Origin of the sequence: Clostridium acetobutylicum ATCC 824, from assembly GCF_000008765.1 — a bacterium.
GTDB lineage: Bacteria > Bacillota > Clostridia > Clostridiales > Clostridiaceae > Clostridium_S > Clostridium_S acetobutylicum.
Genome location: NC_003030.1, coordinates 800566 through 815862 on the forward strand (window position 1 = coordinate 800566; position 15297 = coordinate 815862).

At 31.7% G+C, this 15297-nt stretch carries 13 protein-coding genes; all 13 read left to right on the plus strand.

The features are described from left to right. Nucleotides 1-26 precede the first annotated feature (26 nt). The 13 genes from CA_RS03745 (at nt 27) to CA_RS03805 (ending at nt 15149) form a co-directional block, all read left to right on the plus strand. Nucleotides 27-1031, plus strand: coding sequence for a LacI family DNA-binding transcriptional regulator (locus CA_RS03745; RefSeq protein ID WP_010964012.1), 1005 nt, complete (start codon nt 27-29; stop codon nt 1029-1031). Nucleotides 1032-1080: 49 nt separating this feature from the next. Then, complete coding sequence (locus tag CA_RS03750; RefSeq protein ID WP_010964013.1) at nt 1081-2430, plus strand: MFS transporter; 1350 nt, start codon at nt 1081-1083, stop codon at nt 2428-2430. 142 nt (nt 2431-2572) lie between these two features. Further along, complete coding sequence (locus tag CA_RS03755) at nt 2573-4021, plus strand: tagaturonate reductase (protein WP_010964014.1); 1449 nt, start codon at nt 2573-2575, stop codon at nt 4019-4021. 21 nt (nt 4022-4042) lie between these two features. After that, a complete protein-coding gene (locus CA_RS03760) occupies nt 4043-5521 on the plus strand; it encodes a UxaA family hydrolase (RefSeq protein ID WP_010964015.1) in 1479 nt (492 codons plus the stop codon). 105 nt (nt 5522-5626) lie between these two features. Continuing rightward, nucleotides 5627-6649 carry an aldose 1-epimerase gene (locus CA_RS03765; protein WP_010964016.1) on the plus strand — a complete coding sequence of 341 codons (1023 nt, stop codon included), beginning with the start codon at nt 5627-5629 and terminating at the stop codon, nt 6647-6649. A gap of 167 nt (nt 6650-6816) precedes the next feature. Next, nucleotides 6817-7647, plus strand: a complete 831-nt coding sequence (locus CA_RS03770) for a Cof-type HAD-IIB family hydrolase (protein WP_010964017.1) — start codon at nt 6817-6819, stop codon at nt 7645-7647. Between the two features lie 55 nt (nt 7648-7702). Continuing rightward, nucleotides 7703-8713 carry a spore photoproduct lyase gene (gene splB, locus CA_RS03775; RefSeq protein WP_010964018.1) on the plus strand — a complete coding sequence of 337 codons (1011 nt, stop codon included), beginning with the start codon at nt 7703-7705 and terminating at the stop codon, nt 8711-8713. Between the two features lie 139 nt (nt 8714-8852). Further along, a complete protein-coding gene (locus tag CA_RS03780; RefSeq protein ID WP_010964019.1) occupies nt 8853-9335 on the plus strand; it encodes a tRNA (cytidine(34)-2'-O)-methyltransferase in 483 nt (160 codons plus the stop codon). Between the two features lie 16 nt (nt 9336-9351). Continuing rightward, nucleotides 9352-10191, plus strand: a complete 840-nt coding sequence (locus CA_RS03785; protein ID WP_010964020.1) for a DegV family protein — start codon at nt 9352-9354, stop codon at nt 10189-10191. 246 nt (nt 10192-10437) lie between these two features. Then, nucleotides 10438-11511: a BMP family lipoprotein gene (locus CA_RS03790; RefSeq protein ID WP_010964021.1), complete on the plus strand. Its 1074-nt coding sequence runs from the start codon at nt 10438-10440 to the stop codon at nt 11509-11511. A gap of 84 nt (nt 11512-11595) precedes the next feature. Then, nucleotides 11596-13140, plus strand: a complete 1545-nt coding sequence (locus tag CA_RS03795) for an ABC transporter ATP-binding protein (RefSeq protein ID WP_010964022.1) — start codon at nt 11596-11598, stop codon at nt 13138-13140. After that, nucleotides 13127-14224: an ABC transporter permease gene (locus CA_RS03800; RefSeq protein ID WP_010964023.1), complete on the plus strand. Its 1098-nt coding sequence runs from the start codon at nt 13127-13129 to the stop codon at nt 14222-14224. The genes CA_RS03795 and CA_RS03800 overlap by 14 nt, the downstream gene beginning before the upstream one ends. Beyond that, on the plus strand, nt 14217-15149 hold the full coding sequence (locus CA_RS03805) for an ABC transporter permease (RefSeq protein WP_010964024.1): 933 nt from the start codon (nt 14217-14219) through the stop codon (nt 15147-15149). The genes CA_RS03800 and CA_RS03805 overlap by 8 nt, the downstream gene beginning before the upstream one ends. Nucleotides 15150-15297 lie beyond the last annotated feature (148 nt).

A 15297-nucleotide genomic window follows, 5' to 3' on the forward strand; every position in this document is an offset into this window, starting at 1 on the left:
CTAATACTTGAAAGGTGTGTTGTAAAATGAGTGTTACGATAAAGGATATTGCGAAAATAGCAAATGTTTCGCATACTACCGTTTCAAGGGCTCTAAACAATAGTCCCGTGATAAACGAAGAAACAAAAAGAAAAATATTGGAAATAGCCAAAAAACTTAATTATGTTCCTAATTTTAATGCTAAAAGTTTAGTGTTAAATAAATCTTATAATATAGGTCTTTTCTTCTCAAGCATAAGCAAAGGTACTTCTCCAAGCTTTTTTCATGAAGTTGTAGAGGGAGTAAATAGTATTATAGAAGAAAGCTATAATTTGGTTATTAAAGGGATAGATAATTGCAATGACTTTAATTACATATCTAAAAAAAGATTCGATGGAATAATATTGGTAAGTCAAAGTGAAAGTGATAATTCCTTCATATATGATGTTATTAATAAAGAGATACCTATAGTTGTTCTAAATAGAGAAATTGAGGAACAAAATGTTATAAATATAATTGCAGCAGAAAAAGATGGTGCATATAAGGCTGCTGAGTACTTGATTAAAAATGGACATAGTAAGATTGCAATTATAGAAGGTAAAGCTGGTTTTAAATCATCAGTATATAGAAAAATGGGATTTATTAATGCTTTAATTGATAACAATATAGAAATTAAAAATGAATATTTTCAAGCGGGAAACTATGATGTTGAAAGTGGTTTTTCTGCCATGAAAAAGTTTTTAAAATTAAAAGATAGGCCCACTGCGGTATTTTGCTCTAATGATGATATGGCAGTAGGAGCTGTAAAAGCAATTGAGCTTGAAGGGCTACGAGTTCCTGATGATATTTCCTTAGTAGGATTTGATGGTAGTATATTCTGCGAGTATGTTACTCCTGCAATAACTACTATTAGGAAACCATCAAGAGAGATTGGCATAGTAGGTGCTAATAAAATGCTTGATGTAATAGACGAAACAGAATTTAATAAAAAGAAGATTTATATAGGTACAGAACTCATTGTAAGAGATTCTGTTAAAAATTTAAGTAAGTGATTTGGCTAGGAAGAAACTATGTTTCTAATAATAATTGGAGGATTGTGTCATGAAAAAGTTAAGCTTAAAGGAAAAAATCTCTTATGGACTTGGCGATTTTGGAAATGGTTTCATGTTTGATTTGGGTCAATCATATCTGTTAAAATTCTATACAGACGTCGTAGGTATAGCTGCAGGAGCGGCGGGAGGAATATTCTTCTTCACTAAAATATTTGATGCTTTCATGGATCCTATAGCTGGAACAATAATAGATTCAAGGAAACCAGGTAAAAACGGTAAATTCAAACCTATTATGTTCTTTGCAAGTATAGTACTTGCTATATTGACAGTAATAACGTTTACTAACCCTGGAAAAACTGCTACATCAAAACTATTATTTGCATATGCAACATATATGATATGGGGACTTGGATACTCATTTACAAATGTTCCGTATGGATCTCTTGGATCAGTTATAACTCAAGATGTTCAAGAAAGAACTTCGTTGGCGACTTTTAGACAGATAGGTTCTTCAGGAGCTCTTCTTATAACAAGTGTTATATTTATGCCTCTTGTTTTAGTATTTCATAACCCAGCAATAGGTTATCCAGTAGTTGCGGGTATAATGGGGTTAATAGGAATATTATCATTCTACATGACATACAAAAATACTAGAGAAGTTGTTGCGCCAGCTGAAAACGTTAAGAAGGAAAAAATAACACCAAAGTCAATTGCGGTTACAATATTTACAAATAGAGCATTATTAACATTAATATTAATGACTATATTCTCTATTTCGGCTTACAATATTAGAAGTTCATTAATTGTTTATTACTGCCAATATAATCTTGGAAACGTTACTTTATTACCATATATAAATTTCTTCACTATAGGATGTGCTGTTTTAGGTGTTTCTTTCATGCCAAAGCTAGTTGGTAGATTTGGTAAAAAAAGAACTGCTATCATAGGATTTTTGATAAGTGTTATTGCAGATAGTATAAACTTTCTTCTTCCAGGAAATATATATACTTTCACAATATTATTAGCAATTGGATTTATAGGTATAAGCATTCCTAATGGAATAACTTGGGCTTTTGTATCAGACAGTATCGATTATGGTGAGTGGAGAACAGGAACTAGAAGAGAAGGAATAACTTACTCTGTATTTAATTTCGCAAGAAAACTTGCTCAGTCAATAGCTGGATTATTATCAGGATGGGGACTTGGATTTGTTGGTTATGTAGCTAACAAGAAACAAAGTGCACATGCATTATTTGGAATAAAAGCATTATTGATGGCTTATCCAGCGGTAGCGCTTTTAGTAGCAGCATTAATAATTGGTTTATTGTACAACCTTTCAGATAAGAAATTTACTGAAATAATAGAAGAATTAGACGCTAGAAAAGGTAAAACAGTTTAAATTTTATAATTTAAATGTTCACGTGTTCAAAATGTGGTATAATATAAAAGAATACAATTTTACTATGAAAAATATAAGAAAACAAAAATGCCAATATCATTTTTGAACACGTGAACGTAATAAGAAATTAGGAGGAACAGGTATGAAATTAAATAGGAGTAATTTTAGTGAATTTAAAAAGTATCCTGAAAAGATCCTACAGTTCGGAGAAGGAAACTTTTTAAGAGCTTTTGTTGATTGGCAAGTTGACAGAATGAACAAAGCAGCAGATTTTAATGCCGGAGTAGTTATAGTACAACCACTTGAACAGGGTTTAGTTGATATGCTTAATGAACAAGATGGATTATATACATTATACTTACAAGGTTTAAAAGAAGGAAAAGCTGTTAAAGAACATTCAGTAATAGACTGTGTAACTAGAGGATTAAATCCATACACTCAGTATGAAGAATATCTTAAATTAGCTGAGAATCCAGAAATGGAGATTGTTATATCAAATACAACTGAAGCTGGAATAGCATTTGATGAAAATGATAAGCTTGGAAGGACCTGTCAGAATAGTTATCCAGGAAAGTTAACTGCATTTTTATATAGAAGATTTAAAACTTTCAATGGTGATAAATCAAAAGGTATGCTAATTATACCTTGTGAGCTTATAGACAGAAACGGAGAAAAATTAAAGGCAACTATACTTAAGTTTGCTGAACTTTGGAATTTAGAAAAAGAATTTGCTGACTGGATAGAAGAAGCTAATACTTTCTGCTGTACACTTGTAGATAGAATAGTGCCAGGATATCCAAGAGATACAATAGAAGAAGTTCATGCAGAATTAGGATATGAAGATAGTTTAGTTGACGTAGGAGAGCAATTCCACTTATGGGTAATAGAAGGACCTGAATGGATAAAGGATATACTACCTTTTGAAAAAGCAGGAGTAAACATTCAAGTAGTTAAGGATGTTACACCTTATAGAACAAGAAAGGTTAGAATATTAAATGGAGCACACACTGCGTTAGTTCCAGTAGCATACCTTTATGGATTAGATACTGTTGGACATTCAGTTGAGGACAAGGTTATTGGAAAATACTTAACAGAATTAGTATATGATGAAATAATACCAACACTAGATCTTCCAGAAGAAGAACTTAAATACTTTGCAGGTGCTGTACTTGAAAGATTCTTAAATCCTTTCGTAAATCATTATTTAATGAGCATTGCTTTAAATTCAATGCCAAAATTTGAAACTAGAGATTTACCTTCTCTTCTTGAATATAAAAAGAGAAAAGGTCAGCTTCCAAAGAAACTTGTATTCTCACTTGCTGCTCTTATAGAATTCTACAAGGGAAAAAGAGGAGACGAGGATATAAAATTAGCTGATGGAGAAGATATTTTAGAGTTATATAAAGACTTATGGTCAAAATTTGATGGAACTGATGCTTGCTACAGAAATATAGTAGAAACAGTATTAGGATATGAAAAGAACTGGAAAATGAACTTAAATGAATTAGAAGGCTTAACAGATGCAGTTACTGAAAACTTAATTAAAATAGATAAATTAGGAATGAAAGAGGCTGTAAAGTCTGTAATGTAATATAGGTGGAGGTATATCTTCATGAAAAATGTTATAAAGATAAATGAAAAAGATAATGTTGTAGTTGCTTTAAATGATTTAAACAAAGGCGATGTAATTGAAATAGATGGAAAAGTAATTACAGCAGAAGAGCCTGTAAAAAAAGGTCATAAAATTGCAATTACAGATATACAAAAGAACTCTAATATATATAAGTATGGATTTCCTATTGGTCATGCGTTAGAAGAAATAAAAAAAGGTCAATGGGTACATACTCATAATATAAAAACCAATTTGGATGGAATAAAGGATTATGAGTACAATAAACAAACTTTTGAGAATCCATTTAAAAATGAAAATTTAACTTTTAAGGGTTATAGAAGAGAAGACGGAACAGTAGGAATAAGAAATGAATTATGGATAGTTCCAACTGTTGGTTGTGTGAATGGTACAGCTGATTTAATAGCTGAAAGATTTAAAAGTGAAACTGAGTTTAAAGATGTACATGTATTTAAGCATAATTTTGGATGTTCACAGCTTGGTGATGATCACAATAACACAAGAACTATATTAGGTAACATTGTAAAGCATCCTAATGCAGGAGGAGTATTAGTTCTTGGACTTGGTTGCGAAAATAATACTATGGAGAGTTTCAAGGAATCACTTCATAGCTACAATAAAGAAAGAGTAAGATTTTTAATAGCTCAAGATGTAGAAGATGAAATATCTTCCGGATGTGAGTTGTTAAAAGAATTATATGAAAAGATACAAAAGGATGAAAGAGAAGAGGTATCTATTTCAGAACTTAAAATAGGACTTAAATGTGGAGCATCAGATGGTTTTTCTGGAATAACTGCAAATCCACTTTTAGGAAAGTTATCAGACTTTTTAATAGCACAGGGTGGAACAACTATACTTACAGAAGTTCCTGAAATGTTTGGAGCAGAAACAATACTCATGAATAGGGCAAAAGATGAGAAAGTATTTGCAAAAACGGTAAACTTGATTAATGATTTTAAAAAATATTTCATGAGCTATAATCAACCTGTATATGAAAATCCTTCTCCAGGAAACAAAGCAGGTGGAATAACTACATTAGAAGATAAATCATTAGGATGTACACAAAAATCAGGAAGCTCTGAAGTAGTTGGAGTACTTAAGTACGGAGAAACTTTAGAAAATAAAGGGTTAAATCTTTTAAGTGCGCCAGGTAATGATTTAGTGGCATCTACTGCTCTTGCATCGGCAGGATGTCATATGGTGTTGTTTACAACTGGTAGAGGTACACCATTTGGAACTTTTGTGCCAACTGTTAAGATTTCAACTAACTCAGATATATATAATAAGAAGAAAAATTGGATAGATTTTAATGCGGGTGCACTTTTAGAAAATCAATCTATGGATCAAGTGCTTAAAGAATTTATTAATTATTTACTCGGAGTTGCAAACGGAAATATGGCAAACAATGAGAAAAATAACATAAGAGAAATATCTATATTTAAAAACGGTGTAACACTATAAAAAACAACGACGCTGACTAACTTCTAAAATATGAAGCTTATGAAGCTGCACTATAAATGATGTAGTTGCAGTTTCATAAGCTATTTAAAATTGGAGATGATAGCAATGAATAATAAGGATTTGTGGATAAAAGAAGAAATTATATGGAGTGAGCATAAATGTATACGTTTTGCTGCAGGTGGATATGAAGCACTAATAATACCTGATGTAGGTGGAAATGTTGTTGAATTAAAAGATACTAATAAGGGTGTAACTATTCTTAGAACACCAAAAAAAGATTTGAAGTTTGAAGATTTTAAAAATAGACCACAGGTTTATGGTCTTCCAGTATTATTTCCTCCAAACAGAATAGATGATGGTACTTTTAAACTAGGAGATAAAACATATAAGTTTCCTATAAATGAAGCTAAAAATAATAATTATATACATGGATTTATAAAGAATAGCAAATGGACAGTACATAAAAAGAAAATAGATCAGGATAAAGCATTAGTAGAGGTCGTTTTTGATTTTACAAAGGAAAATGAAGCTTATAAATATTTTTCTCATGAATTTCAATTTAAATTAAGTTATGAGCTTTCGAGTAAAGGATTAAAACAAACTACGAGCGTTGTAAATTTAAGCAGCGAAGAAATGCCATTATCAGTTGGATATCATAGTGCATTTAATGTTCCTTTCATAGAAGGAAGTGAAGACAGTAACTGTAGGGTTAAAATTTCAATCGATAAGTTCTGGAAACAGGATTCAAGAAATCTTCCTACAGGAGAAAGTTTTGCACCTACAGGAGAACAAAAAGAATATTTAGAAAATGGAGTAGCCGTAGCTTCACATCCTATAGAATCTTTATTTTCTTTAAAGGATATTGATGTTAATGGTAAGACTTTTAGAGGAGCATGTATAGAAGATGCTTCAAAGAATACAAGAGTTGTTTATGAAATGAGCAGTGAATATAAATACCTTGTTATATGGAATGATATGGGTGATAAAAAGTATGCTTGTATAGAACCTCAAACAAGTATTATAAATTCACCTAATGTAAAATTAGATAGAAGTGTATCTGGTTTTAAAACTCTTAAGCCTAATGAAAGCTGGAGTGGAGTTTGTAAATTATATATAGAGAATATGTAAAACTAAAATAATATTAGATAAGTAAATAATCAAACGCGAAAGATGATTTTTTTAAAAAGCTTAAGAAATCATCTTTTTCTTTGTTATAACATGATATAACTAATTAAAAAAATGTGATAAAATGTAGATGTGTTTGGAGAATATGTTCTAAATTAAGGAGAGATTATATGAAGTATAAATTAATATGTGTAGATATGGATGGTACGGTACTTGATGACGAAAAAAAAATAAGCAATGAAAATATAGAGGCAATGAAAAGGGCTCATGATGCAGGAGTTAAAATAGCAATTTGTACAGGAAGGCTTTTTGCAAGTGCGTTAGCATATTCTGATATATTAGGAGTAAAAGCTCCTTTAATAGCTTCAAATGGTGGCTATATAAGGGAAAAAGATAATGACAATGTTATATACGAAAGCTATTTGAAAAATGAGGAAGCGAAGGATATATACCATATAATAGAGAAATACAATGTATCTATGTTTTTCAATACCTATAATACGGTTATATCAAATAAAGAATTTGAAGAAAACTATACATATAACAAATTTAACGATAACCTTCCGAAAGAAAAGAGAGTAAAACTTGTTTATCCCAAAAATATGGATAAGTTTTTAGAAGAAAATGTTGGCGAAATATTAAAATGTATATGTATTGACAAAGATGTAGAAAAACTTAAATTGCTAAGAAAAGAGATAGAGTCTCTTAATAGATTTGATGTTGTAAGTTCTGGTGAATTTAATTTTGAAATTATGCCAAAGGGTGTTTCGAAGGGAAAGGCAGTAAAGATGCTCGCTGCTTTTTACAATATAAAACAAGATGAAGTTATTTGTATTGGTGACAATGAAAATGATCTTTCAATGATAAAATGTGCTGGGATTGGTATAGCAATGGGAAATGCTGAGGATAGTATTAAACAAATTGCAGACTATGTTACAGATACAAATAATAATTCTGGAGTTGCAAAAGCCATAGATAAATTTATATTTAATGAAGAATAGTCAACTAAGTATATTGCTGAAGTTTTAGTAAATACTACCTGTAAGAGGTGGTAATATGGAAAATATGTTTAGAAGAGTTATATTTGAAAAGAAAGCTTTAGATTATCCAATGGGACGTGATATTTTAAGGCAATTTGAAAATACAGATATAGAAATAAGATATTCAGAAACGGGAAGAATAACTGGAATACCAGGAAAAGATGAGGCGCAGTCTTTTTTTGAGGGGAAAAACACACTTGTGGTAGGGGTTAGACGTGAACTAGATTTTCAAACCTGTAAGCCATCTGCAAATTATCAATTACCCATCGTAAGTGGGTGTGCTGCAATGTGTGAATATTGTTACTTAAATACTCATGGAGGCAAGAAGCCTTATGTTAAAATCAATGTTAATTTAGATGATATTTTAAGTAAAGCAGGTGAGTATATAGAAAAAAGAAAGCCTGATATTACAGTCTTTGAAGGGGCTGCAATCTCTGATCCGGTTCCTGTAGAAAGATACAGTGGGGCACTTAAAAAGGCTATTGAGTACTTTGGCAAAAATGAATATTCTAGGTTTAGGTTTGTTACAAAGTATGCGGATATAAGTGAATTGCTGGCGGTACAGCATAATAATCATACAACCATAAGATTTAGCATAAATACTCCAAGAGTTATAAAGAATTATGAGCATAGGACATCAAGTCTTGAAGATAGAATAGAGTCAGCCTATAATATTTTAAATAGTGGATATAAAACTGGGTTTATAGTAGGCCCTGTATTTTTATATGAAAATTGGAAGAAGGAATATGAAGAACTCTTAAAGAAAGCTAGTGATAAATTAGGAGATAAAGAATTAGAATTTGAAATAATATCCCATAGATTTACTACGAGCGCTAAAAATAAAATACTAAAGGTTTTTCCGAATACTAAACTTCCTATGGATGATGAAGCTAGAAAGTTTAAATTCGGTCAATTTGGATATGGAAAGTATGTATATGATAAAGATGACATGCAGGAAATTAAAGAATTTTTTATTAACAATATAAATTTATATTTTAACAAGGCAACAATTAAGTATATAATTTAAGTGATATTGTTTTATTTACTACATATAAAAGCGTAGTTTCAAATAGTAAAAGGCTATTAAGTTTTTACTGTTTTAAAAGCTGCGCACTAGAATAAGTTATTTAAGTAATATATAATTATTACTTGTAGGGGGTACTTCTATGATTTTAGGACAAGAAAATTTAAACATAGTATTATTTCAGCCAGAAATTCCTCAGAACACAGGGAATATAGCTAGGACGTGTGTGTTAACCAATTCTAAATTACACCTTATTAAACCACTTGGGTTTAGTTTAGACGAGAAGCATCTTAGAAGAGCGGGACTTGATTATTGGAAAGACCTAGATTTAAGTCTGTATGACTCTTACGATGAGTTAAGAGAGAAGTACAAGGATTCTACTTTTTATTTTTCTACAACTCATGGTAATGGTTTTTACGATGACGTTAAATTTAATCAAGGTGATTTTATAATTTTTGGAAGAGAATCTTGTGGTCTTCCTGATGAGATAAGGGAAAGTGATCCTGATAGGTGTATAAGAGTTCCAATGGTAAAAACATCTACTAGATCGCTTAATTTATCAAATACTGTTGCAATAGTTGCTTATGAGGCTATAAGACAGTTTGGTTTTCCCAATATGAAATAAGATAGGGGGAAAGTGAGTGGAAAAAATAAAAATAGTAACAGATAGTACATGTGATTTGCCAGAGTATATAATAAGTAAGTTTGATATTGAGGTATTGCCACTTATGGTCAATGTAAAGGGAAAATCATATTTTGATATTGTCGACATAAATTTCAAGCAGCTTTCGAAAATTATGGATGAAGAAAATATATTTCCTACTACGTCTCAGGTAACACCAAAAAGATTTAATGATTGCTTTGCAAAGTATCTTAAGGAAGGTTACAAAATTATATGCATAAATATGTCTTCAAAGATGAGTGGCACTTACCAATCTGCCTGTATAGCTAAGGATATGCTTGAGTCAGAGGATGTTGTCGTTATTGACAGTCTTAACGTGACTTCAGGACTTGGAGTGTTGGTTTTAAAGGCATGTAGATTGAGAGAAGAGGGAAAATCCTTTGAAGAGATAAAAAATGAAATTATAGAAACAATTCCTCATGTTAAAAGTGCACTTGCTTTTGAAAGGCTAGATAATTTAATTAAAGGTGGAAGGTTATCAAAGACAGCAGGAACTATAGGAAACTTACTTGGAATAAAGCTTATACTAGAAGTTAAAGATGGAGAAATGGCAATAAAAGATAAGGTACGTGGAAATAAAAAAGCAGCAAGAGTTGTTTTGGATTGTATAAAAGATGAAAGTATGAATAAGGAAGAAACCACATTGCTTTTAAATGCTGAAAATGATGATATTTTACCAATATTAAGGCAAAAGCTTATTGAACAAGAAAATAAATTTATAGAATGTGAAGTTGGTTGTGTTGTAGGAGCTCATTCAGGAACTAAAGCCTGTGGAGTATTTTTTATAGAGAAATATTAATAGATTATTATAAAAGCACTTATTTTTTTATTAAATATTGATTTTTTTTCAAAAATAACGTATATTAGTTAAGGAGTTAAAATTGTATATATTTGTATTAAATTATAATAATAGTTTATACAAGGTTATTTATGGTTTGTGATTTTAAGGACTTAACTAGATTTTAATTAAACTTATCCATATAACGTTTGTACAAAACTTATGTGGGTAAGTTTTTTTATATATAAGTTTTAAGGGGGAGAATCAATGATAAAAAAGAAAACAATAGCAATATTAACAACAGTTATGATAGTAGCAGGATTGTTTGCAGGTTGCAGTAGCACTTCATCAGGTTCAGGAAACAGTAAAGATACTAAAAAAGTTAAAGTAGGACTTTCAACTGACGAGGGAGGACTTAATGACAAATCCTTTAATCAGGGAGCTGATGAAGGAATAAAAAAAGCTGCAAAGGAGTATTCTGTTGACTATAAGGCAATAGAATCAAAGAAAAAAGATGATTATCAGCCTAATTTACAATCATTAATAGATAACGATTCAGATTTGGTATTTGGTGTTGGATATCAAATGGCAGATGATTTAGCAACAATTGCAAAAAAGTATCCTGATAAAAAATTTGCGATAATAGATGATGCATATGATAAGCAGCCTAAGAATATAATGTCATTAGTATTTAAAGAACAAGAAGGTTCATTTTTAATGGGTGTTATAGCAGGAAAGATGACAAAAACTAATAAAATTGGTTTTGTAGGAGGAAAGGATCAACCACTTATAAATAAATTTTTGTCTGGGTATATAGCAGGAGCTAAGACGGTTAATCCTAATATAACAGTCGAGAAAAATTATACTAACGATTATTCTGATACAAGCAAGGGTAAAGAGGTTGCAACTTCATTGTATAATGGAGGATGCGATATTGTTTACCATGCAGCTGGTGGAGCGGGAATCGGAGTATTTGATGTTGCCAAATCGTTAAGAGATCAAGGTAAAGATGTTTGGGCTATAGGTGTTGATAAGGATCAAGCAGCTGGACTTCCTAAATATGCAGATGTAATACTTACAAGTATGGTAAAGAGGGTCGATATAGCTACATACAATACAGTAAAAGACCTTGTAAAGGGCAAAAAATTTGAAGGCGGAAAAGTTGAAAGCTTTGGACTTAAGGAAGATGGTGTTGGTGTTGCACCAACTTCAAATAAGCATGTGCCTAGTGAAGTATTGTCTCTAGTTGACAAATACAAAAAAGCAATAATTGATGGAAAAATAGTTGTTCCAGATACTGTTGATAAGGCGCAAACATTTAAGACGGATCAAATAAAATAAATTTAGAAAAGCTGGGTTAGTTGCTCAGCTTTTTATAGAAATATAAAGATTTTTACTGTAAAAAAGTAGTTGAGGAGGATTTGAATGGATAAAGTAATCGAGATGAAGGGGATTACTAAGGTCTTTCCGGGAACCATAGCAAATGACAATGTGAATTTTGAATTAACAAGGGGAGAAACTCATGTTTTACTAGGTGAAAATGGAGCTGGAAAAACTACGTTAATGAATATATTATATGGTTTGTATCATCCAGAAAAAGGCCAGATTATTGTTAATGGTAAAAGTGTTCAGTTCAGTGGCCCAAATGATGCAATTAAAAGCGGTATAGGAATGGTGCATCAACATTTTATGTTGGTTAATAACTTTACTGTTGCTGAAAACATAGTTCTAGGTATGGAACCTAAAAATGGCATAAGGGTTGATATGGGTAAGGCTATTAATAATGTAAAAGAACTATCAGACAAATATGGTTTTGCTATTGAACCTAAGGCTATTATAGAGGATATATCAGTAGGCCAGCAACAAAAGGTTGAAATTTTAAAGGCGCTTTACAGAGGAGCAGATGTTTTAATTCTGGACGAGCCTACAGCTGTTTTAACGCCTCAAGAAATAGATGAACTTGGAGATATAATTGAAAACCTTAAGAAGGAAGGAAAATCAGTTATACTTATTACCCATAAATTAAAAGAAGTAATGAAGATGAGCGATAGAGTTACAATAATAAGAAGAGGTAAGGTCACAGGGACTGTTAATACAAAGGATACAAGTATTGATGAACTAGCAGAGCTTATGGTAGGAAGAAAGGTTAATCTTACTATTGCTAAAAAAGAAAGCAAAGCTGGAAAAGAAGTTCTAAGAGTTGAAGAACTTAAAGTTAAGGATCATAGGGATGTTTTAGTTGTAAAAGGTATTAATTTAGTTGTTAATTCGGGAGAAATACTAGGAATTGCAGGTGTTGACGGAAATGGACAATCAGAGTTTATAGAAGCGTTAACTGGACTTAAAAAAGTAGAATCAGGTAATGTAATACTTAATGGAAAGAATATTTCAGGAAAATCCGCAAAATACATAACCAATAGTGGTGTAGGACATATTCCTGAAGATAGGCATAAGAGGGGCTTAGTACTTAAGTATTCACTTTATGAAAATTCTATACTTGGTATGCATCATAGAAAGCCATTTTCGAGAATGTTTAATATAAATTATAAGGCTGTTAGAAAACACTGTAAAAAACTTATAGAGGAATTTGATATTAGAACGCCTAATGATGAGGTTAATGCGGCAGCTCTTTCGGGCGGAAATCAACAAAAGCTAGTAGTAGCAAGAGAAATATCTAGAAATCCAGATTTACTTATAGCATCTCAGCCGACTAGGGGACTTGATGTAGGGGCTATAGAATATATACATAAAAGAATTGTTGAAGAGAGGGATAAAGGAAAAGCTGTCCTTTTAGTTTCTCTTGAGCTTGATGAAATATTAGCCTTATCAGATAGAATAGCAGTTATGTATGATGGCAAAATAGTGGATGTTTTAGAGAGAAAAGATGCGGATGAAAAGAAGTTAGGCATACTTATGGCGGGAGGAAACTTAGATAAGAAAGAGAGTGTGAATACTGTTGAAGAAAGATAATAAAATTGTATCTGGTATAGTCAATGCATTAAAAAGCCTAGCATTTCCTATGGCCTCAGTGCTTGTTTCTTTGTTTGTAGCGGTCTTTTTTGTAATGTGGTCTAAAGGCTATGCAATAACACAATATTTTCAGGCACTTACTGATCTTATTACAATAATAGTTAAAGGAAGCTTTGGAGATAAAACAAAAATTCTTGATACTATGGTGTTTGTAACTCCTCTTTTGTTTACTGGAGTAGCTAATGCAATAGCCTTTAAAACAGGATTGTTTAATATAGGGACTGAAGGACAATTTACTCTTGGGCTTTTGTCTGCGGCTGTAATAGGTCTTATACCAGGATTGAGTCCTTGGATACATGTCCCTCTTATTATTCTTGGAGGAATACTTGCAGGGGGACTTTGGGCAGCTGTTCCAGGTTTCCTTAAAGCTAAGTTCGGTACAAATGAGGTTATAAACAGCATAATGATGAACTACATAGCTTTATATTTTGTTAATCTTATAGTGCTAAGAACACCTATAGGAATACCTAATAAGGCAACAACACCTATAATTAAGAAGAGTGCGCAGTTAATTCAGTTTAGTCCTAGAAGTAATGCTAATATTGGACTTATTATTGGAATACTGTGTGCAGTTATTGTTTATTGGATTTTATCAAAAACAGTTTGGGGGTATGAGCTTAGAGCTGTAGGTACTAGTCCACTAGCTGCAGAATATGGAGGCATTAGTAAAGCAAAAAATATAGTATTAGCTATGGTGATATCTGGAGCTATTGCAGGACTTGGAGGAGCTGTTCATCTTGCTGGATTTATGCATAGTACAACAGATATGATGGGAACCCTAGGGTACGGTTTTGATGGTATATCGGTGGCACTTCTTGCTAAAAATAACCCTATAGGATGTATTCCTGCTGCAGTCCTTTTTGGAGTGCTTGACAGCAGTTCTAGATTACTTCAATTAAATAGTATACCTAAAGAGATAGTTTATTTGATACAAGCAGTAGTAATTATATTTGTTTCTACAGATTATATAGTTAAGTATTTCAAAAACAAAAAAAGAAAGAAGGAGGTTGCTATAAATGGATAAGATATTATTAATAATTGCTATAGCTGCAGCAACATTTAGAATGGCAACTCCACTCATATTTACTGCAATCGGGGGAGTTTTTTCAGAGAAATCTGGTGTTGTTAACATAGGGCTTGATGGTATGATGACAATTGGTGCCTTCTTTGCTGTACTTGGTTCTTATTTAACTGGAAGTGCTATTCTGGGACTTATATTTGCAGCTGTTGCAGGAGGAATTATAGCATTACTTCATGCATTTTTAAGTATAAACCTGAAAGCAGATCAAGTAATTTCAGGTACTGCTATAAATTTGTTTTCTACGGCTTTTGCTAGCTTTCTAATATTTAGAATTTTTCATAAGGGCGGTCAAACAGATATAGTCAAAGGATTTACATTTAATGTTCCTAAGATAATTAAGAGTATACCTATTTTAGGACAATTTATATCAGGATTAAACTGGTTTGTTATTGGAGCTATAATATTAGTTATAGTGGCTGATTTTGTACTATTTAAAACTCCTATTGGACTTAGGATAAGAGCTGTTGGAGAACATCCTAAAGCGGCTGATACTATGGGAATAGGGGTATATAAGATTAGGTATTTTTGTGTAATTCTTTCAGGTATGCTTGCAGGCATTGGAGGCGCCTCGTTATCAATAGGTATGACTCCTATATATAGAGACGGAATGGTTTCAGGAAGAGGATTTATAGCAATTGCCGCAATGATATTTGGTAACTGGAAACCTAAGGGTACGCTTTGGGCATGTTTACTCTTTGCTTTTGGAAATGCTCTTGAAATTAACGCTAGAAATTTAGGCTTTTCAATACCAGATGAAATATACTCTATGATACCATATATATTGACTATGCTTGCTTTAGCGGGATTTGTTGGTAAGACCATAGCACCAGCAGCTGATGGAATACCATACGAAAAAGGCGAGAGATGATATAAAAATATATAACTTGATTAAATAATAGATAAGAGGCTTTTTATAAGGTCTCTTATTTCTTATTGAGGTTATAGTTGTTTAGATTTGTATTTACAATACAAAATATACCATAAATATCAAAAAATATTTACTTTTCGGACATAAA